The sequence below is a fragment of the Pseudomonas lalkuanensis genome (genome assembly GCF_008807375.1).
Classification (GTDB): domain Bacteria; phylum Pseudomonadota; class Gammaproteobacteria; order Pseudomonadales; family Pseudomonadaceae; genus Metapseudomonas; species Metapseudomonas lalkuanensis.
Genome location: NZ_CP043311.1, coordinates 5576384 through 5595335 on the forward strand (window position 1 = coordinate 5576384; position 18952 = coordinate 5595335).

The window sequence follows — 18952 nt, forward strand, 5'->3', positions numbered from 1 at the left end:
ACTCGGTATGCCGCCCCGTCCCCATTACATCCAGCCCGAACAACTCCGCATCGGCCTCTACATCCAGTTGGAAGTGGGCTGGTGGGAGCACGACTTCGCCTTCAGCAACTTCAGGATCAAGGACGAAGCGCAGGTTCGCGCGCTGCAGGCCCTAGGGCTGCAGCGGCTGCGCTATGACCCCGCCCGCAGCGATTGCGAACCCCTGCCCCTCACCGCTCCCGAGGCGCCACCGCCGCCGGTCGTGGAAGATCCAGGCGCCCGCGCACGCGAAGCCCGAACCGAGAAGCTCCGCCTGTTACGCCAGCGCGTAGCTGAAGTGGACCGGCGCTTCATCCAGGCCAGCCTGCAGGTCAAGACGCTCAACCAGACCTTGCGCAGCCGGCCGGAGGAGGCCGTCAAGCAGGCCGGCGCCATCGTCGGCGAACTGGTGGAAACCCTTCTGGGCGAGCCGGGCGCGGTCCTCCACAGCATCACCGGCAAGGCCGCCGAGGACAGCTACTTCCACGCCCTGAACGTCACCGTGCTGTCCCTGCTGCTGGGCCGTCAGCTCGGCCTGGATACCGAGGCCTGCCACAGCCTGGGGCTCGGCGCACTGCTGCATGACATCGGCAAGATGGAAGTCCCGAGCAAGGTGCTGCTGAAAAGCGAGCCGCTGACCAGGCCCGAACAACAGCTCCTGCAATTGCATACCGACTTCGGCCTGAAGATGGGGCAGCGCCTGATGCTCGATGACGAAGTGCTGCGGATCATCCATGAGCACCACGAGCACTGCGATGGCAGCGGCTACCCGCGTGGCCTGAAGGAAGCGGGCATCGGCCGCCTGAGCAAGCTGGTGGCCATCACCAACCAGTTCGACAACCTGTGCAACCCGCTCGACCCGCGCAGCGCCGTGAGTCCCCACGAGGCCCTGGCGCTGATGTTCAAGCAGCAGCGCCAGCGCTTCGACGAAGTGGCGCTGAAAGCCTTCATTCGCGCCATGGGCGTCTATCCGCCCGGCAGCCTGGTGCAGCTCGATGATGACCGCTATGCCCTGGTGCTGGGCGTGCCCCCTGCCCAGCCGCTGAAACCGACGCTGATCCTCCATGACCCCGCCATTCCCAAGCAGGAGGCGCTGATCCTGGACCTTGCGCAGGAGCCACGCCTGTCCATCGCCCGCAGCCTGCGTCCGGCGCAATTGCCGCTGGAGGTCCTGGAGTACCTCAGCCCTCGCCGGCAACTGAGCTATTACATCGAACCGCAGCCCGGTCGCGTCTGAGCCCGGATCACTCCTCGATCAGCCAGTCCAGCTGCCAGCCGCCCTTGCTCTGTGCCAGGCGCTCGGCGAGCCAGGGCAGGGTCTGGCGAAGCTCGTCTTCGATGCCCCACGGCGGGTTGGCGATGGCCAGCCCGGAACCGTTCAGCCCGGAGTCGGCCGTATCGGCGGCATGCACGCGCAATTCCGCCCGCAGCATCTTCGGGGCGCCGCTGGCCTGCAGGCCCTGGTAGAAACGCTTGAGCTGGCGCTGGTCCTTGATCGGATACCAGATGGCGACCACCGTCTGGCGCATGCGGCCAATGGCTTCGCCCAGCGCGGTGACGCAGCGCTCCAGTTCGTCGGCCTTCTCGAACGGCGGGTCGATCAGCATCAGTGCGCGCTTTTCCGGCACCGGCAGCAGCGCCCGCGCAATGTGCCAACCCTCGCCCAGGTGCACGGCAACGCGGCGATCACCGGCCATGTTGTCTTTCAGCAGCAGGCCATCTTCGGGGTGCTTTTCGTTCAACTGCAGCCGGTCCTGGGGACGCGTCAGACGTCGCGCCAGCTCAGGCGAGCCGGGGTAGTAGCGCAGGTTGCCGTCCGGGTTCAGCTCGCGAACGACCTTCAGGTAATCCGCCATGGGCGCCGGCAGGTCGGGCAGGTCCCACAGGCGGCCGATGCCTTCGCGCCATTCGTCGGTGCGACTGGCCTGGTCGCCCAGGAGGTCGTAGAGGCCCACACCGGCATGGCTGTCCAGGTAGGCAAAGGGCGCCTCCTTGCGCGACAGCAGGGCGATCAGGCGGGCCAGGGTGAAGTGTTTGAGCACATCGGCATGGTTGCCGGCGTGGAAGGCATGGCGGTAGTTCATGGGGAGTCCTCGCAAGGCGCGCATTCTACCAGTCCCGGGTTCACCGCGGCTTCACCGGCTTTATCACGCTCATGGATGTTGCTAGGCGCCCTTAATTCACCGATCTAGACTCGGCTGATCCAACCGGAGAGCCATCATGCCCGAGACCCTGCTCAGTTCCCGCAACCTGGCCTTCGAGCTCTACGAAGTCCTGGACGCCGAAGCCCTGACCCAGCGCGAGCGTTTCGCCGAGCACAACCGCGAAACCTTCGACGCAGCCCTGGGCACCGCCCGCAGCATCGCCGAGAAATTCTTCGCCCCGCACAACCGCAAGGGCGACGAAGAGGAACCGGAGTACGTGGATGGCGCCGCTACCCTGATCCCGGAAGTGAAGCCGGCAGTCGACGCCTTCCTCGAAGCCGGCTTCCTCAATGCCACCCGCAGCTTCGAGCAAGGCGGCATGCAACTGCCAACCCTGCTTTCCCAGGCCTGCTTCGCGCATTTCCAGTCGGCCAACGTCGGCAGCTCGGCCTACCCTTTCCTGACCATGGGCGCGGCCAACCTGATCGAAAGTTTCGGCAGCGAGGAACAGAAGCAGCGCTTCCTGCAGCCGATGATCGACGGCCGCTTCTTCGGCACCATGGCCCTCACCGAGCCCCACGCCGGGTCGTCCCTGTCGGATATCCGCACCCGCGCCGAACCGGCCGCCGACGGCACCTACCGCATCAAGGGCAACAAGATCTTCATTTCCGGCGGCGACCACCCGCTGTCGGAGAACATCGTGCACATGGTGCTGGCCAAGCTGCCGGACGCACCGCCCGGAGTGAAGGGTATTTCGCTGTTCATCGTGCCCAAGTTCCTGGTCAACGACGACGGTTCCCTCGGCAAGCGCAACGACGTGATCCTGGCTGGCCTGTTCCACAAGATGGGCTATCGCGGCACCACGTCCACTGCGCTGAACTTCGGCGATAACGGCGACTGCGTCGGCTATCTGGTGGGCAAGCCCCACGCCGGCCTGTCCTACATGTTCCAGATGATGAACGAGGCGCGCATCGGCGTCGGCATGGGCGCGGTAATGCTCGGCTACGCCGGCTACCTCTATTCCCTGGAATACGCCCGCGAACGTCCTCAGGGCCGCCTGCCGGACGGCAAGGACCCGACCGCCCCCCAGGTATCGATCATCCAGCACGCCGATGTGCGCCGCATGCTGCTGACCCAGAAGGCCTACGTGGAAGGCGCCTTCGATCTCGGCCTTTACTCCGCGCGCCTGTTCGATGACACCCAGACGCTGGCCACCGAAGAAGAGCGCCAGCAGGCCCACGAACTACTCGACCTGCTCACCCCGATCGTCAAATCCTGGCCTTCGGAGTTCTGCCTCAAGGCCAACGAACTGGCGATCCAGATCCTCGGTGGCCACGGCTACACCCGTGAATACCCAGTGGAACAGTACTACCGCGACAACCGCCTGAACCCGATCCACGAAGGCACCCACGGCATCCAGTCCCTCGATCTGCTGGGCCGCAAGCTCACGCAGAACAAGGGCGCCGGCCTCAAGCAACTGACCCGGCTGATCAACGAGTGCTGCGAACGCGCCACCGCGTACGAGTCGCTGAACGCCTTGCGCCAGCCGCTGGAGCAACTGGTTGCACGGCTTTCCAGCGTCACCCTGGCCCTGCTCGGTGACCTGATGCAGGGCAAGGTCAACGCAGCACTGGCCAATTCGGCGCTGTACCTGAAGGTGTTCGGTCACACCGTCATCGGCTGGCGCTGGCTGGAACAGGCGATCCGCGCGGAACAGGGCCTGGCCCGTGGAAACGCGGCGGACGCCGACTTCTACCGCGGCAAGCTGCAGGCCGCGCGCTACTTCCTCACCTGGGAAGTGCCCGGCTGCCACCACGAACTGGCACTGCTGGAAGCCCGCGACGACACCTGCCTGGCCATGCAGGACAACTGGTTCTAGCCCTTTCCAGGGTTCTTCACGCCCCGCGCACATGCGGGGTTTTTTTATTGCTCCGGAGAAGACGCCTATAACAGCACCCGAAACGCCATCAATGGCTTCTTCATCGTCCTTTCTCCCCTTCCCGGAACCTCGAACCACTCCGCCTGCCCAACGGCTTCCCGTCGCTGGCAAGGACCCTGCATGAAATCTTGCAGAGCCTTGCCACCGGCAGGTTAGAATTCCTCGGCATGCGCCCCCTGCATGTCCCGTAGTCCATCCCCCCTAATGCAAGGAGCCGCCAGTGGATGCCGCCACCGTCAATAGCCTGTTCCTGATCGGCGCGGTGCTGGTAGGCATGAGCATCCTGGTCAGTGCCTTCGGATCGCGCTTCGGTGTCCCCATCCTGGTGGTCTTCCTCGTGGTCGGCATGCTCGCCGGCAGCGATGGCCCCGGCGGCATCGTCTTCAACAACTATTCCCAAGCCTACCTGGTGGGCAACCTGGCGCTGGCGATCATCCTGCTCGACGGCGGCATGCGCACCCGCGCGGCGACCTTCCGTGTGGCGCTCTGGCCATCGTTGTCCCTGGCCACCATCGGGGTGCTGGTCACCGCTGGGCTCACCGGCGTCGCAGCGGCCTGGCTGTTCAACCTGAGCACCCTGGAAGGCCTGCTGATCGGTGCCATCGTCGGCTCCACCGACGCGGCGGCGGTGTTCAGCCTGCTCGGCGGACGCGGCCTCAACGAACGGGTCAGTGCCACCCTGGAAATCGAGTCGGGCAGCAACGACCCCATGGCCGTGTTCCTCACGGTAACCCTGATCGAGATGCTCGCTACCGGCCAATCCGGTTTCAGCTGGAGCTTCGTCGTCCACATCGTCCAGCAATTCGGCGTCGGCACCCTGATGGGCTTCGCCGGCGGCTGGCTGATGCTGCAACTGATCAACCGCCTCACCCTGGCCAACGGCCTTTACCCCCTGCTGGTGGTGGCCGGCGGCCTGCTGATATTCGCCCTGACCAACGCCGTGCACGGCAGCGGCATCCTCGCCGTCTACTTGTTCGGCCTGTTCCTCGGCAACCGGCCGATCCGCTCCCGCCACGGCATCCTACACATGCTCGACGGCCTGACCTGGCTGGCGCAGATCGGCATGTTCCTGGTGCTGGGCCTGCTGGTGACGCCCCATGAGCTCTTCCCAATCATCCTGCCGGCCCTGGGCCTGGCGCTCTGGATGATCGTGATCGCCCGCCCGCTGTCGATCTTTCTCGGCCTGGCGCCGTTCCGCGCCTTCCATGACCGCGAGAAGGCCTTCATCGCCTGGGTCGGCCTGCGCGGCGCGGTGCCCATCATCCTCGCGGTATTCCCGCTGATGGCCGGCCTGCCCAACGCCCAGCTGTTCTTCAACGTGGCCTTCTTCATCGTGCTGGTGTCCCTGGTGCTGCAAGGCACCAGCCTGCCCTGGGCCGCGAAGCTGCTGCGCGTCACCGTACCGCCGGAGCCCGCGCCCATCTCCCGCGCTGGCCTGGAAGTGCACCCCACCAGCGAGTGGGAGCTGTTCGTCTACCGCCTGGGTGCTGAAAAGTGGTGCATCGGCGCCGCCCTGCGCGAATTGAAGATGCCGGAAGGCACCCGTATCGCGGCACTGTTCCGTGGCCGGGAGTTGCTGCACCCCTCGGGCAGTACCACCCTGGAAGCCGGCGATATCCTCTGCGTGGTGGGCCACGAGCATGACCTTCCATCCCTCGGCAAGCTGTTCAGCCAGGCACCGCAACGCGGCCTCGACCTGCGCTTCTTCGGTGATTTCGTGCTGGAAGGCGACGCCCAGCTCTCCGCCGTGGCTTCGCTCTATGGCCTCAAGCTCGGCGAGCAGGATGGCCAACAGCCTCTCGGCCGCTTCATTGCCCACGAAATCGGCGGCGAACCGGTGGTGGGCGACCAGGTGGAGTGGAACGGCCTGACCTGGACCGTTGCTCTGATGGAGGGGAACAAGGTGCGCAAGGTGGGCGTCAAATTCCCCGAAGGTCAGGGCCGCCCGGGGCTGTTCCTCTAGGGAACCCCCTCTGCGACGGCCCTCCCGGACCTTCAGGCCCCCGCCATGGAAACCTGGGGTTCGCCAATTCGCGAACCCGGATCACAACCGCTCGTGCCCGGCAGCCCCGCAAAGGCCGCCGTGGCATATCATTAGCCGCATTTGAACCCGAGCTGCCTGATCGCGATGATTGCTTCCTTGCGCACCTTTATTGCCGCCGCCCTGCTGGGCCTGTGCCTGACTCCGGCCTACCTGCAGGCCGCCCCTGCCACCGGCGTTGGCGTTGGCGTTCCCAAACCCGCCACTGCGCCAGCCGATAGCAAGCCTGCCGAAGGCGAGGCCCAGGCCAAGCCCTCGGTCGAGGAACAGACCCAGACCTTCGTCGCCAACCAGAAGGAGAGCGAGCAGAGCCTTGCGGCGCTCAAGCGCCAGTTGAACGATGCGCCGCGCCTGGTCGGCGAGGCCCAGCGAGAGCTGGCGCGGCTGAAGACCAGCCCGCCGGTGCCGGTGAAGGAGCGCTACGGCAAATCCGAGCTCATCCAACTGGAAAAGCTGCTGGATGAGCGCAGCAACGAACTGGCCGAGCGGCAGAAGTCGCTGGCCGAGGCCAACAGCCTGATCATCACCTCCCAGACCCGTCCGGAGCGGGCCCAGGCCGAGATCAGCGCCAACCAGACCCGCATCCAGCAGATCAACGCCATCCTCAAGACCGGCAAGGACAGCGGCAAGGCCATCAGCGAAGAGCAGCGCGCCCTGCTCACCGCCGAGCAGGCCGCCCTCGCCGCCCAGACCGAGCTGCGCCGCGAGGAACTGGCCGGTAACAGCCTGCTGCAGGACCTCGGCAACAGCCGTCGCGACCTGCTCGTGGAGCGTATCCGCCGCCTGGAGCAGGAAACCCTGGACCTGCAGTCGCTGATCAACGAAATGCGCCGGGAAAGCTCGGAACAGACAGTCGCCGAGCTCTCCCGAGACGCCGATCAGACCACGCCGGACAGCCTGGTGGCGAAGGAAAGCGCCATCAACCTGAAGATGTCCGACTACCTGCTGCGCTCTACCGACCGCCTCAACGAACTGACCCGGCAGAACCTGCAGACCCGCCAGCAACTGGACAGCCTCAGCCAGGCCGACCAGGCCCTGGAAGAACAGATCAGCGTGCTCAAGGGCAGCCTGCTGCTGGCCAAGATCCTCTATCAGCAGAAGCAGGCGCTGCCGCAACTGCACCTGGACAAGAACCTGGCCGACGAAATCGCCGACATCCGCCTCTACCAGTTCGAGCTGAACCAGCAGCGCGACAAACTGGGCAATCCCCAGGCCTATGTCGACGAACTGCTTGCCGACCAGCCGCCGGAGCAGATCACCCCGGAACTGCGCACCATGCTCACGGACCTGATCAGTACCCGCAGCGAACTGCTCGATCGCCTGAGTCGCGAGCTGAACAACCTGCTCAACGAATCCATCACCCTGCAGCTCAACCAGAAGCAGTTGCAGGAAACCTCCCAGACCCTGCGCAACACCCTCGATGAGCAGATGTTCTGGATTCCCAGCAACAAGCCACTGGACTTCAACTGGCTTAAATCCACCCCGCACATGCTGGAACGCCAGCTGGCCGAGATGCCCTGGGGCTCGGGCGTGCGCGAACTGGGCGAAGGCCTGATGGACCGGCCCTGGCTGTTCCTGCCGCTACTGCTGCTGATCGGCGGTCTGCTATGGAAGCGCCGCTATATCTACGCCAGGCTCAACGAGATCAACCAGGACGTCGGCCACTTCAAGCGTGACAGCCAGGTGCACACGCCCGTGGCCCTGTTCCTCACCGTGTTGCTGGCCCTGCCCGTCAGCCTGTTCCTGCTGCTTTGTGGCCTTGCCCTGCAGATCGACGCACGCGGCCAGAACGCCACGCTCGGTGCAGCCCTGATGGAGATGGCCCAGGCCTGGATGGTGTTCTACACCCTCTACCGCATCCTCGCCCCGGGCGGCATCGCCGAATTGCACTTCCACTGGGATCGCCCGCAGGTCGCTTTCCTGCGTAGCCAGATCCGCCGCCTAGGCGGCGTGGTCATGGCCCTGGTGGCCATCGTCACCGTGGCCGAGCACCAGCCTGCCGCCCTGGCCGACGACATCATCGGCGTGATCGTGGTGCTGAGCTGCTATGCCCTGATGACCCTGGTGCTGAGCAACCTGCTGCTGGCCGAACCGATGCGCGAGCAGACCTCGCCCTTCCGCCTCCTGATCGGCGTCGCCTTCACCCTGCTGCCCCTGGCGCTGATCGTGGCGGTGGGCTTCGGCTACTACTACACCTCGCTCAAGCTCACTGACCGCCTGATCACCACGCTCTACCTGCTGATTCTCCTGCTGCTGGTGGAGGCCACCTTCGTCCGCGGCCTGGCCGTAGCCGCACGGCGCCTGGCCTACCAGCGGGTGCTCGCCAAGCGCCAGGCGCAGACCAAGGAGAACGCCGAGGGCGAGGAAGTGGTGGTGGAAGAGCCGGCCCTGGACATCGAGAAGGTCAACCAGCAGTCACTGCGCCTGATCCGCCTGGCGCTGCTGGGCGTGTTCCTTGCCTGCCTGTACCTGGTCTGGGCCGACCTGATCAGCGTGTTCGCCTACCTCGACCAAGTGACGCTCTACCAGTACTCCACGGGCACCGGCGACGCTACCACCCAGGTCCCCATCAGCATGCTGGATGTGCTCGGCGCGCTGATCATCGCCGGCATCACCACGGCGCTCGCGCGCAACCTGCCGGGTCTGCTGGAAGTACTGGTGCTGTCGCGGCTGAAGCTGGCCCAGGGCAGCGCCTACGCCACCACTACCTTGCTGTCCTATGCCATCGCCGGCATCGGTTTCGTCAGTGCGCTGTCCACCCTCGGGGTCAGCTGGGACAAGCTGCAATGGCTGGTGGCCGCGCTATCGGTGGGTATCGGCTTCGGCATGCAGGCGATCTTCGCCAACTTCATTTCCGGCCTGATCCTGCTGTTCGAGCGCCCGGTGCGCATCGGCGACCTGGTGACCATCGGTACCGTCACCGGCACGGTCAACCGCATCCGCATCCGCGCCACGCACATCACCGACAGCGACCGCAAGGAAGTGATCGTGCCGAACCAGACCTTCCTCACCAGCCAACTGATCAACTGGACGCTGACCGATACCGTCACCCGCATCGTGCTGGTGTACAACGTCAACCGCAGCTCCGATCTCGACCTGGAACTGGTGCGCAAGCTGCTCCTGCAGGCCACCACGGAAAACTCGCGCGTGCTGCGCGACCCGGCGCCTACCGTGCAACTGAAGACCTATGGCGCCAGTACCCTGGAGCATGAGCTGAAGATCTACGTGCGCGAACTGGGCGATCGCGGCCTGGCTACCGACGAACTGAACCGGCGCATCGACCAGTTGTTCAAGGAGCACGACATCAACACCTCCAGCGTGCCGAAGATGGACGTTACCCTCACCCGCCGGATCGAGAAGCACGCCGAGGACGAAGTCGACGCCGTATCGATACCGGTCAAGGACAAGGTGCCGGTTCCGGAGTCCCGATGAGCCACGCCATCCAGGTTCTTCCGAACGCCCCGGCGGCATGACAAGCTGAAGCCATGAAGACACTCGACGAACTGCAGTTCGACAACCGCTTCGCCCGCCTGGGCGACGCGTTCTCCACCGAGGTGCTGCCCGAGCCCATCGCCGAGCCGCGCCTGGTGGTGGCCAGCCCGGCGGCCATGGCGCTGCTCGACCTCGACCCGGCCGAGGCGGATACCCAGGTGTTCGCCGAGCTGTTCTCCGGACACAAGCTCTGGTCCGGGGCGGAGCCGCGGGCGATGGTCTATTCCGGGCACCAGTTCGGTGCGTACAACCCGCGTCTGGGTGACGGCCGCGGCCTGCTGCTGGGCGAGGTGCTCAACGACGCCGGCGAGCACTGGGACCTGCACCTCAAGGGCGCCGGGCAGACGCCCTACTCACGCATGGGTGATGGCCGCGCGGTACTGCGCAGCTCGATTCGCGAGTTCCTCGCCAGCGAGTACCTGCACGCCCTGGGCATTCCCACCAGCCGCGCCTTGTGCGTGACCGGCTCGTCCAGTCCGGTGTACCGGGAAACCCGCGAGACCGGCGCCATGCTGCTGCGCCTGGCGCCGAGCCATGTGCGCTTCGGCCATTTCGAATACTTCTATTACACACGCCAGCACGAGCAGCTCGAAGCCATCGGCCGGCACGTCATGGCATGCCATTTCCCGCATTGCCTGGAACAGGAGCAGCCCTGGGCGGCCTTCTTCCGCGAGGTACTGGAACGCAATGCCGAACTGATCGCCTTCTGGCAGGCCTACGGCTTCTGCCACGGCGTGATGAACACCGACAACATGTCGATCCTGGGCATCACCTTCGACTACGGGCCCTACGCATTCCTCGACGACTTCGACGCCAACCACATCTGCAACCATTCCGACGACAGTGGCCGCTACAGCTTCAGCAACCAGGTGCCCATCGCCCACTGGAACCTTGCCGCCCTGGCCCAGGCGCTGACGCCTTACGTCGAAGTCGAGCAATTGCGCGAGACCCTCAACCTCTTCCTGCCGCTCTACCAGGCCCACTACCTGGACCTGATGCGCCGGCGACTGGGCTTCACCTCCGCCGGGGATGCCGACGAGGCGCTGGTGCAGCGCCTGCTGCAGCTGATGCAGGGCAGCGCCGTGGACTACAGCCAGTTCTTCCGCCGCCTGGGAGATGAGGCGCCGGAGCAGGCACTGCGCAAACTGCGGGAAGATTTCGTCGACCTGGCCGGCTTCGATGCATGGGCTGCCGACTACCGGGCCCGCGCGGCGCTGGAGGGCGACGACCAGCAAGCGCGCCGCTCACGCATGCACGCCGTGAACCCCCGGTATGTCCTGCGCAACTACCTGGCCCAGCGCGCTATCGAGGCCGCCCAGCAAGGCGATTACTCAGAGGTGCGCCAGTTGCACGATGTGCTGTCCCGTCCCTTCGACGAGCAGCCAGGCATGGAACGCTATGCCGAGCGTCCGCCGGAATGGGGCAAGCATCTGGAAATCAGCTGCTCGTCCTGAGCGGCGATCCCTGTAGGAGCCAGCTTGCTAGCGAACAGGTTTTTTTCGCCAGCAAGCTGGCTCCTACGAATCAAAGCGCGCAGTCCAGCATCCACTCCAGCCCCATCGCGACATGCCGCTCGCCGCTGTCCACCAGCGGCAGCGGCGATTCGCAGCCTTCCAGCAGCAGCCCGATCTCGGTGCAGCCAAGTATCGCCGCCTGCGCACCCTGCGCCTTCAGCTGCGCCAGCTGGTCGAGGTAGAAGGCACGTGCATCGGGCAGGAACTGGCCGACGCACAGTTCCTGGAAGATCACCCGGTCGATTTCGCTGATGGCCTGGGCACCCGGCACCAGCACTTCGATGCCGTAGTGCTGGCCCAGACGCTCGCGATAGAAGGCCTCCTGCATGGTGAAGCGGGTGCCAAGCAGCGCCGCGCGCTCAACCCCTTGCCCCTGCAGCGCCTGGCCGACGGCATCGCCAATGTGCAGGAGCGGGATATCCACAGCCTGCTCGATGGCTGCCGCCACCTTGTGCATCGTGTTGGTCGCCAGCAGCAGCGCCGTGGCACCGGCTCCCTCGAGCCCCCTTGCGGCCTCAGCCAGCACCTGGCCCGCGGCATCCCATTCGCCGGCCTTCTGCCGGGCAGCGATCGGCGCGAAGTCCACTGAATGCAGCAATAGCGGCGCGGAGTGCAGACCACCCAGGTGATCGCGCACACCGCGGTTGAGCAACTGGTAATAGGTTACGGTCGATTCCCAGCTCATCCCGCCCAGTACACCCAGCATGCGCATGGCAGCCCTCTCCTCGAAATGGAAAACCCCAGCCTAGTCCAGGCCCACCGCAGGTCGGGAATACAGTTGCCAGGCAACTTGGAGGTACAGCCACGTCGAATGAGCGCCGGCCGCCTGCGAAGGCCCGTACGCACGAAATGGAATATAAACCTGCACAAATCTTCTTAGACTATCTAAGAAAAGCGAATTATCTTCGGCCCCCTGCTTATTCCAGCCTGTTCTACCACCCACTGTCAGGCGCTGTGCCCGCATGAAGATTCGCGACCTCGACCTCAGCCAGAGTTCGATCAACACCGAACACGAAGCGCTGGGGATTCCGCCAGTCGAAGATTTCGTTTCCCATCCTGACGACCACCCGGTCCTGCGGGCCGCCATGTGGGCGGCGATCCTCATCCTGGTGGGTCTGCTCGGTTTCCTCTCCTGGCGCCTGTTCTTCGACAACGGCGGCGGCAGCGGCCTGGAGATCATCGAAAACGCCCTGACCAGCAAGGGCTTCTGGAGCGCCGTGGCGGTCGGCTTCTTCGCACAGGTCATCGACGGTGCCCTGGGCATGGCCTATGGCATCACCGCCACCACCTTCCTGCTCAGTGCCGGCGCCTCCCCCGCCGCAGCCAGCGCCAGCGTGCACATCGCAGAGGTCTTCACCACCGGTCTGTCCGGCATCTCCCACGTGAAGCTCGGCAACGTCAACAAGTCCCTGTTCCTGCGCCTGCTGCTGCCGGGAATCATCGGTGCCGTGCTCGGTGCAGTGCTGATCACCCAGTTCGATGGCGCGGCGCTCAAACCCTTCATCTCCGCCTACCTGCTGCTCATGGGCCTGTACATCCTGAGCAAGGCCTACCGCCATGTCGCCAAGCGCAAGGCGCCCAGGCACGTTGCCAAACTGGCCTTGTTCGGCGGCTTCGTCGATGCAGCTGGCGGTGGCGGCTGGGGCCCGGTAGTGACCAGCAGCCTGATCGGCTCCGGCACCGACCCGCGCACCACCATCGGCTCGGTGAACTTCGCCGAGTTCTTCCTGACCATCTCCAGCGCCACCTCCTTCATCCTCCTGGCCGGCCAGCCGGATACCTGGAAGATGGTCGCCGGCCTGGTATTCGGCGGCCTCTTCGCCGCGCCCCTTGCCGCCCTGCTGTGCAAGAGGCTTTCGCCGCGCACCCTGCTGATCATCGTCGGCTGCCTGATCACCCTGATCAGCGCCTTCAACATCTACAAATCCCTGGCCTGATCACACGACGACGATCCAAGTACAGAAGCAAAGGTTCTAGCCCCGGCCCCTGTCAGTCCTTTCGACGGATTGACCGGGGCCGGTGTGTTTTCACATGCTGCGTGCCTCCAACTGCCGAAGGAACGCAACTGCATGAAACCGGAAACCCTCGCCGTACACGCCGGCTACAGCCCTGACCCGACCACCAAGGCCGTGGCCGTGCCGATCTACCAGACCACCTCCTACGCCTTCGATGACACCCAGCACGGGGCGGACCTGTTCGATCTCAAGGTGGCCGGCAACATCTACAGCCGGATCATGAACCCCACCAACGACGTGCTGGAAAAGCGTGTCGCGGCGCTGGAAGGAGGCGTTGGCGCCCTGGCGGTCGCCTCGGGCATGGCGGCCATCACCTATGCCATCCAGACGCTCGCCGAAGCCGGCGACAACATCGTCTCGGTGGCCAAGCTCTATGGCGGCACCTACAACCTCTTCGCCCACACCCTGCCGCGTTCGGGCATCCAGGTACGCTTCGCCGCCCATGACGACATTGCCGCCCTGGAAGCGCTTATCGACGACCGCACCAAGGCGGTGTTCTGCGAGTCCATCGGCAACCCGGCGGGCAACATCGTCGACCTCGCAGCCCTGGCCGAGGCGGCCCACCGTCACGGCGTGCCGCTGATCGTCGACAACACCGTGGCCACGCCCATCCTCTGCCGACCCTTCGAGCACGGTGCGGACATCGTGGTGCATTCGCTGACCAAGTACATTGGTGGCCATGGCACCAGCATTGGCGGCATCGTTGTCGACTCCGGACAGTTCCCCTGGGCCCGGCACAAGGACCGCTTTCCACTACTCAACACCCCCGACCCGTCCTACCACGGCGTCACCTACACCGAAGCCTTCGGTCCCGCAGCCTTCATCGGCCGCTGCCGCGTTGTGCCCCTGCGCAACATGGGCGCGGCGCTCTCGCCGTTCAACGCGTTCCTGATCCTCCAGGGCCTGGAGACCCTTGCCCTGCGCATGGAGCGTCACACCGGCAACGCGCGCGAAGTCGCCCGTTTCCTGCAAGCGCACCCGCAGGTGGCGTGGGTGAAGTACGCCGGCCTGCCGGATCATCCTGAACATGCCCTGGCGCAGCGCTACACCGGCGGCAAACCGGCCTCCATCCTCAGCTTCGGCATCCTCGGCGGCATCGAAGCCGGTACGCGCTTCATCGATGCCCTGAAACTGGTGGTGCGCCTGGTGAACATCGGCGACGCCAAGTCCCTGGCCTGCCACCCGGCCTCCACCACTCACCGCCAGCTCAACGAAGAAGAACTGGCACGGGCGGGGGTGAGCCGCGACATGGTGCGCCTGTCCATCGGCATCGAGCACATCGACGACATCCTCGCCGACCTGGCCCAGGCCCTGGAGGCCTCCCGCTCCCAAGCGCCGGGGACTTGATTTGTGCCGGTCCCGGCTCCAGATCAGGGTTAGTCCCGATCTGGAGCCGACCATGACCGATCCCCTGCTCATTCCCTGCGCCCAATGCGCCGGGCTGAACCGCATTCCCGCGGCCCGCCTGGGCGATTCCCCGCGCTGCGGCCACTGCAAGGGGGCCGTGCTTCCCCCTGCCCCGTTCGACCTGAACGAAGCCGGATTTGCCAAACAACTGCGTGGCGACCTGCCGCTTCTGGTGGACGTCTGGGCGGACTGGTGCGGCCCCTGCAAGGCTTTCGCCCCGATCTACCAGCAGGCTGCGAGCCAACTCCAGGGCCGCTGCCGCCTGGGCAAGCTGGACAGCGAAGCCAATCGCAACCTCGCGGGGCAACTGGGCATCCGCTCCATTCCGACGTTGATCCTGTTCAAGGACGGCAAGGAAGTCGCCCGCCAGAGCGGTGCCCTGCCACTGCCCCAATTGATCGGCTGGCTCAGTTCCCAGGGCATCTGATCGCTTCGGTCAATCGCGCTGGCCATCCCGGTCATTGCCGGGCTCGCCGCGCCGGCTAGGCTCTGGAAATCCCAACACCGGAGCCCGCCATGTCCATGCCCCTGGAGCTGGTTCGCCAGCTCACCGAAGAACAGATCGCCTTCGTCAAACGCAGCGGCCTGCAGGCCGAAGTCCTGGAGCCCGGCCACGTGCGCCTTCGCATGCCGCTGCAAGGCAACCAGAATCACATCGGTACCCTGTATGCCGGGGCGATCTTCACGCTGGCCGAGATGCCCGGCGGCGCACTGTTTCTCACCAGTTTCGACGCCCGTCGCTTTTACCCCGTGGTGAAGGAGATGAACCTGCGCTTCCGCCGGCCGGCCAAGGGCGACATCACGGTGGACGCGCGCATCGACCAGGCGGAGATCACGCGCATCCAGAACGAAGCCGAAGCCAGCGGCAAGGCCGACTACTGGCTGGAGCTGCAGCTATTGGACGCCGAGGGAGAGGTGGTCGCCGAAAGCCGCGGGCTGTACCAGGTGCGGGCACATTGAGCGGCCTTGCGCTGGATCAATCTGCCGCGCGGCGAAGGGCCGCAGAGTGTGGCCTCCAGAGGAGGTCCACACCATGTTCAAGCACATCCTGGTTGCCCATGACCTCAGCCGCGAGGCTGACATCGCATTGCACCGCGCCATCCAGCTCAACCGCCAGCTCGGCACACGCCTCTCCGTCCTGCATGTCCTCGAAGATCACCTCCCCAACGCCGTCCAGAACAACCTGCGCGACGCCGCCCAGCAATACTTCAGCGAGCACCTGGCACGATTGGGTGTGGAGGATTGCCAACTGCTCCTGCGCAAAGGCCGCCCAGCCCAGCAGATCCTCGAAGAGATGGGCGACAGCCAGGCCGACCTGCTGGTGATCGGCCGGCATCACCACAACGCACCGGAACTGTTCATCGGCACCACCCTGGAGCGGGTCGCCCGCCACCTGGGCGCTCCCCTGCTGCTGGTGATGGGCGAACAGGCGGACGAGCCCTACCAGGAGGCTGCCGTGGCGCTGGACTTCTCCCTCTGCGCCTGCGATGCCCTTCGCAATGCCTGCGCCCTGTTACCTCAGGAAGCCCGCCTGGTCGCCATCAACGTGATGGAACTGGGCAGCCGACTGCTGACGAAGAGCGGCAATGCGACCGACTTACTCGCCACTCAACGGGAATTGCTGGGGAAACTGCTGGAAGACGAACTGTCCGGCCTTGCGGGCCAGACTCCGGCGATGGAGCTGGAAGTGGTGCGCGGCGCCCTGCCCCGAGCCTTGGACGAAGCTGTCGCCGAGCGACGTCCGCAATTGCTGGCCCTCGGCAGCCATGGCCGCAGCCTGATATCCCAGGCCCTGCTGGGCAGCCTCGCCTTGCGTTACCTGCAAGCCCCGCCCTGCGACCTTTTGCTGGTCAAATAGCGCATTCGCCCCCCGGCAAGCAGGGGCGAATGGGGACTTCCGCACAATCGTCCCCTTCAGCTTTCCAACAGATCGTGCAGCTCGACGAACTGCTGGGTCAGCTTGTGCCGGGGTTCGAGATAAATCAGCGGTTTGCAGGCCTGGTGCGACTCGCGCATCTTCACCGACATCATCAGGTTCACCGGCAGTACCGGCAGCCCTTCTTCCACCAACTCATCCAGCAGTTGCTGGGGCAACGAAGCCCGAGGCTGGAACTGGTTGACCACGATGCCTTCCACTTCCAGGCCTTCGTTGTGGTCCTCCTTGAGTTCCTCGATCTCCGCCAGCAGGCCGTAGAGCGCATTGCGCGAGAAGCTGTCGCAGTCGAAGGGAATCAGGCAGCGATCGGCAGCGATCAGTGCGGAAACCGTATAGAAGTTCAATGCCGGCGGCGTATCCAGGTAGATGCGGTCGTAGTCCTCGCTCAGGTCCTCCAGCAACTTACGCAGCTTGTTGATCTTGTGCTTGGCCTCCAGCTTGGGCTGCAGGTCGGCCAGCTCGGCCGTGGCGGTCACCACGTGCAGGTTTTCGTAGGGGGTTTCGTAGATATCCACCTTGCCTTTGCGGAAGGCCGTTGCCGACAGGGTCTGCTTGAAGAAATCGGCGATCCCCATCGGAATTTCCTCGCCGGTCAGGCCGGTGAGGTAATGCGTGGAGTTGGCCTGGGCATCCAGGTCGATCAGCAGGGTGCGATACCCCTGCGAAGCGCTCACCGCCGCCAGGTTGCAGGCAATGCTGGATTTGCCCACTCCGCCCTTCTGATTGAAAACCACGCGCCGCATGCGCCTTCTCCTTTGCCTTCGATGGACTGAAGCAGGGTTGTATCGCGCCTGCCGCTCTCAGGCAATCCCGACGAATAATGGCCTATTGATATTACGCGTGGTAGCCTTCGCCGCCGCGCGAGAACGCGGCCAGGAAAAACATATAAAAGGAGTTCCCCCGTGTCACCACGCATTTTGCTCGCCGCCATCGTCATCAGCCTGGGCACAGGATGTGCCACCGGACTCAACTCTGCCCAGAAGGCCGAGCTTGATCATTACGAAGCCCGAGGTCTGGCTGTGGTCGAAAAGAACCCTGGAACGGGTGCAGCGCTCGGCCTCCTGCCGGGCGGCGGGTCCTTCTATGGGCGCGAATACGGTTTTGGCGTGGTCAACCTTCTGTTCTGGCCGCTCTCCATCCTCTGGGACCCAATCAGCGGCTACGACGCCTCCCGTGCCATCAACTATCAGGCCACCAAGGCGCATGTCGACAAGCTTAAGGAAAAGGAAATCCAAGCCCTGGATGACCAACTCGGCGCCAAGCAAATCGACCTCGCCCAGTACACCTTGGAAAAGCGCAAGATCGAGAAGAAGTTCGACGCTCTCTGAGTCAAAAAAGCCCGGCATTGCCGGGCTTTTTCATGTTCGGGAGGCTGCTCAGGCGTGGTACTGCGCCGACAGCTCGTGCACCGCCTCGAAGAAGGCGCCGGCGTGGGCGGGGTCGACTTCCGGGGTGATGCCATGGCCAAGGTTGAAGACATGGCCCGAGCCATTGCCGTACGCCGCGAGGATGCGGCCCACCTCGGCGCGGATGGCAGCCGGGTTGGCGTAGAGCACGGAGGGGTCCATGTTGCCCTGCAGCGCCACCTTGCTGCCTACGCGGGCGCGGGCGCTGCCGATGTCGCAGGTCCAGTCCAGGCCCAGGGCTTCGGCACCGGTATCGGCCATGGATTCCAGCCAGAGTCCACCACCCTTGGTGAAGAGAATCACCGGCACACGACGACCGTCGTGCTCGCGGATCAGGCCATCGACGATCTTCTTCATGTAGGCCAGGGAGAACTCCTGATAGGCCGCCGCGGACAGCGCGCCGCCCCAGGAGTCGAAGATCTGCACCGCCTGGGCGCCGGCCATGATCTGGCCGCTGAGGTAGGCGGTTACCGACTGGGCCAGCTTGTCCAGCAGGGCGTGCATGGCCTGCGGGTTGTCGTAGAGCATCGCCTTGGACTTGCGGAAGTCACGGCTGGAGCCACCTTCGACCATGTAGGTGGCCAGGGTCCAGGGGCTGCCGGAGAAGCCGATCAGCGGCACGCGGCCGTTCAGCTCAAGACGAATGGTGCGCACGGCGTCCATCACGTAGCCCAGGTCCTTCTCCGCGTCGGGAATCGGCAGGGCGTCGATATCGGCCTGGTTGTTCACCACCTTCTTGAAGCGCGGGCCTTCGCCGGACTCGAAGAACAGGCCCTGGCCCATGGCGTCGGGGATGGTGAGGATGTCGGAGAAGAGGATCGCCGCGTCCAGTTGCGGGTAACGATCCAGCGGCTGCAGGGTCACTTCGCAGGCCAGCTCGGGGTTCATGCACAGGCTCATGAAGTCGCCGGCCTTGGCGCGGGTCGCGCGGTACTCCGGCAAATAGCGACCGGCCTGGCGCATCATCCAGACAGGGGTGACGTCGACTGGCTGCTTCAGCAGCGCGCGAAGGAAACGGTCGTTCTTCAGAGCGGTCATGG

At 64.9% G+C, this 18952-nt stretch carries 15 protein-coding genes; 11 read left to right on the plus strand and 4 right to left on the minus strand.

The genetic code is table 11. The annotated features are described in order from the left end of the window. Nucleotides 1-7: 7 nt before the first annotated feature. Nucleotides 8-1255, plus strand: coding sequence for an HD-GYP domain-containing protein (locus tag FXN65_RS25695; protein ID WP_151137735.1), 1248 nt, complete (start codon nucleotides 8-10; stop codon nucleotides 1253-1255). A 7-nt stretch (nucleotides 1256-1262) separates the two neighbouring features. Here the strand turns inward: FXN65_RS25695 and FXN65_RS25700 are convergent, their stop codons facing one another. Continuing rightward, complete coding sequence (locus tag FXN65_RS25700; protein WP_151137737.1) at nucleotides 1263-2102, minus strand: 23S rRNA (adenine(2030)-N(6))-methyltransferase RlmJ; 840 nt, start codon at nucleotides 2100-2102, stop codon at nucleotides 1263-1265. A 136-nt stretch (nucleotides 2103-2238) separates the two neighbouring features. Between FXN65_RS25700 and FXN65_RS25705 the strand changes: the two genes are divergently transcribed. The 4 genes from FXN65_RS25705 to selO all read left to right on the plus strand — a co-directional run bounded on the left by FXN65_RS25705 (nucleotide 2239) and on the right by selO (nucleotide 11088). Beyond that, complete coding sequence (locus FXN65_RS25705; RefSeq protein ID WP_151137740.1) at nucleotides 2239-4041, plus strand: acyl-CoA dehydrogenase; 1803 nt, start codon at nucleotides 2239-2241, stop codon at nucleotides 4039-4041. A 280-nt stretch (nucleotides 4042-4321) separates the two neighbouring features. After that, the gene (locus tag FXN65_RS25710) at nucleotides 4322-6064 is read left to right on the plus strand and encodes a potassium/proton antiporter (RefSeq protein ID WP_151137742.1); all 1743 of its coding nucleotides are present in this window, start codon (nucleotides 4322-4324) and stop codon (nucleotides 6062-6064) included. 165 nt (nucleotides 6065-6229) lie between these two features. Beyond that, nucleotides 6230-9574, plus strand: a complete 3345-nt coding sequence (gene mscK, locus FXN65_RS25715; RefSeq protein WP_178119399.1) for a mechanosensitive channel MscK — start codon at nucleotides 6230-6232, stop codon at nucleotides 9572-9574. 53 nt (nucleotides 9575-9627) lie between these two features. Further along, nucleotides 9628-11088 carry a protein adenylyltransferase SelO gene (selO, locus tag FXN65_RS25720; protein WP_151137745.1) on the plus strand — a complete coding sequence of 487 codons (1461 nt, stop codon included), beginning with the start codon at nucleotides 9628-9630 and terminating at the stop codon, nucleotides 11086-11088. 70 nt (nucleotides 11089-11158) lie between these two features. Here selO and FXN65_RS25725 read toward each other — a convergent pair whose 3' ends face one another. Continuing rightward, nucleotides 11159-11860: an aspartate/glutamate racemase family protein gene (locus FXN65_RS25725; RefSeq protein WP_178119400.1), complete on the minus strand. Its 702-nt coding sequence runs from the start codon at nucleotides 11858-11860 to the stop codon at nucleotides 11159-11161. A 250-nt stretch (nucleotides 11861-12110) separates the two neighbouring features. Between FXN65_RS25725 and FXN65_RS25730 the strand changes: the two genes are divergently transcribed. The 5 genes from FXN65_RS25730 to FXN65_RS25750 all read left to right on the plus strand — a co-directional run bounded on the left by FXN65_RS25730 (nucleotide 12111) and on the right by FXN65_RS25750 (nucleotide 16428). After that, nucleotides 12111-13085 carry a sulfite exporter TauE/SafE family protein gene (locus FXN65_RS25730; protein ID WP_151137747.1) on the plus strand — a complete coding sequence of 325 codons (975 nt, stop codon included), beginning with the start codon at nucleotides 12111-12113 and terminating at the stop codon, nucleotides 13083-13085. 132 nt (nucleotides 13086-13217) lie between these two features. Continuing rightward, nucleotides 13218-14510: a bifunctional O-acetylhomoserine aminocarboxypropyltransferase/cysteine synthase gene (locus tag FXN65_RS25735; protein WP_151137750.1), complete on the plus strand. Its 1293-nt coding sequence runs from the start codon at nucleotides 13218-13220 to the stop codon at nucleotides 14508-14510. A gap of 52 nt (nucleotides 14511-14562) precedes the next feature. Beyond that, on the plus strand, nucleotides 14563-14997 hold the full coding sequence (gene trxC, locus FXN65_RS25740; RefSeq protein ID WP_151137753.1) for a thioredoxin TrxC: 435 nt from the start codon (nucleotides 14563-14565) through the stop codon (nucleotides 14995-14997). 89 nt (nucleotides 14998-15086) lie between these two features. Continuing rightward, entirely contained in the window at nucleotides 15087-15530 is a 444-nt protein-coding gene (locus FXN65_RS25745; RefSeq protein ID WP_151137755.1) for a PaaI family thioesterase, read from the plus strand. Between the two features lie 73 nt (nucleotides 15531-15603). Further along, on the plus strand, nucleotides 15604-16428 hold the full coding sequence (locus tag FXN65_RS25750; protein WP_151137758.1) for a universal stress protein: 825 nt from the start codon (nucleotides 15604-15606) through the stop codon (nucleotides 16426-16428). A 56-nt stretch (nucleotides 16429-16484) separates the two neighbouring features. On the opposite strand, the gene FXN65_RS25755 is transcribed toward FXN65_RS25750, so the two are convergent. Then, nucleotides 16485-17249: a ParA family protein gene (locus FXN65_RS25755; protein ID WP_151137760.1), complete on the minus strand. Its 765-nt coding sequence runs from the start codon at nucleotides 17247-17249 to the stop codon at nucleotides 16485-16487. A 159-nt stretch (nucleotides 17250-17408) separates the two neighbouring features. Here FXN65_RS25755 and FXN65_RS25760 point away from each other — a divergent pair, with 159 nt between their 5' ends. Next, complete coding sequence (locus tag FXN65_RS25760) at nucleotides 17409-17834, plus strand: hypothetical protein (RefSeq protein ID WP_151137763.1); 426 nt, start codon at nucleotides 17409-17411, stop codon at nucleotides 17832-17834. A gap of 48 nt (nucleotides 17835-17882) precedes the next feature. Here the strand turns inward: FXN65_RS25760 and hemE are convergent, their stop codons facing one another. Continuing rightward, the gene (hemE, locus tag FXN65_RS25765; protein ID WP_151137766.1) at nucleotides 17883-18950 is read right to left on the minus strand and encodes a uroporphyrinogen decarboxylase; all 1068 of its coding nucleotides are present in this window, start codon (nucleotides 18948-18950) and stop codon (nucleotides 17883-17885) included. Nucleotides 18951-18952: the final 2 nt, after the last annotated feature.

Bases quoted from the DNA above. Each gene is read 5' to 3' on its own strand.
- FXN65_RS25745 (WP_151137755.1), top strand. From the start codon at position 15,087: ATGTCCATGCCCCTGGAGCTGGTTCGCCAGCTCACCGAAGAACAGATC.
- mscK (WP_178119399.1), top strand. From the start codon at position 6,230: ATGATTGCTTCCTTGCGCACCTTTATTGCCGCCGCCCTGCTGGGCCTG.
- trxC (WP_151137753.1), top strand. From the start codon at position 14,563: ATGACCGATCCCCTGCTCATTCCCTGCGCCCAATGCGCCGGGCTGAAC.
- FXN65_RS25735 (WP_151137750.1), top strand. From the start codon at position 13,218: ATGAAACCGGAAACCCTCGCCGTACACGCCGGCTACAGCCCTGACCCG.
- selO (WP_151137745.1), top strand. From the start codon at position 9,628: ATGAAGACACTCGACGAACTGCAGTTCGACAACCGCTTCGCCCGCCTG.
- FXN65_RS25725 (WP_178119400.1), bottom strand. From the start codon at position 11,860: ATGCGCATGCTGGGTGTACTGGGCGGGATGAGCTGGGAATCGACCGTA.
- FXN65_RS25700 (WP_151137737.1), bottom strand. From the start codon at position 2,102: ATGAACTACCGCCATGCCTTCCACGCCGGCAACCATGCCGATGTGCTC.
- FXN65_RS25705 (WP_151137740.1), top strand. From the start codon at position 2,239: ATGCCCGAGACCCTGCTCAGTTCCCGCAACCTGGCCTTCGAGCTCTAC.
- FXN65_RS25730 (WP_151137747.1), top strand. From the start codon at position 12,111: ATGAAGATTCGCGACCTCGACCTCAGCCAGAGTTCGATCAACACCGAA.
- FXN65_RS25755 (WP_151137760.1), bottom strand. From the start codon at position 17,249: ATGCGGCGCGTGGTTTTCAATCAGAAGGGCGGAGTGGGCAAATCCAGC.
- FXN65_RS25750 (WP_151137758.1), top strand. From the start codon at position 15,604: ATGTTCAAGCACATCCTGGTTGCCCATGACCTCAGCCGCGAGGCTGAC.
- FXN65_RS25695 (WP_151137735.1), top strand. From the start codon at position 8: ATGCCGCCCCGTCCCCATTACATCCAGCCCGAACAACTCCGCATCGGC.
- hemE (WP_151137766.1), bottom strand. From the start codon at position 18,950: ATGACCGCTCTGAAGAACGACCGTTTCCTTCGCGCGCTGCTGAAGCAG.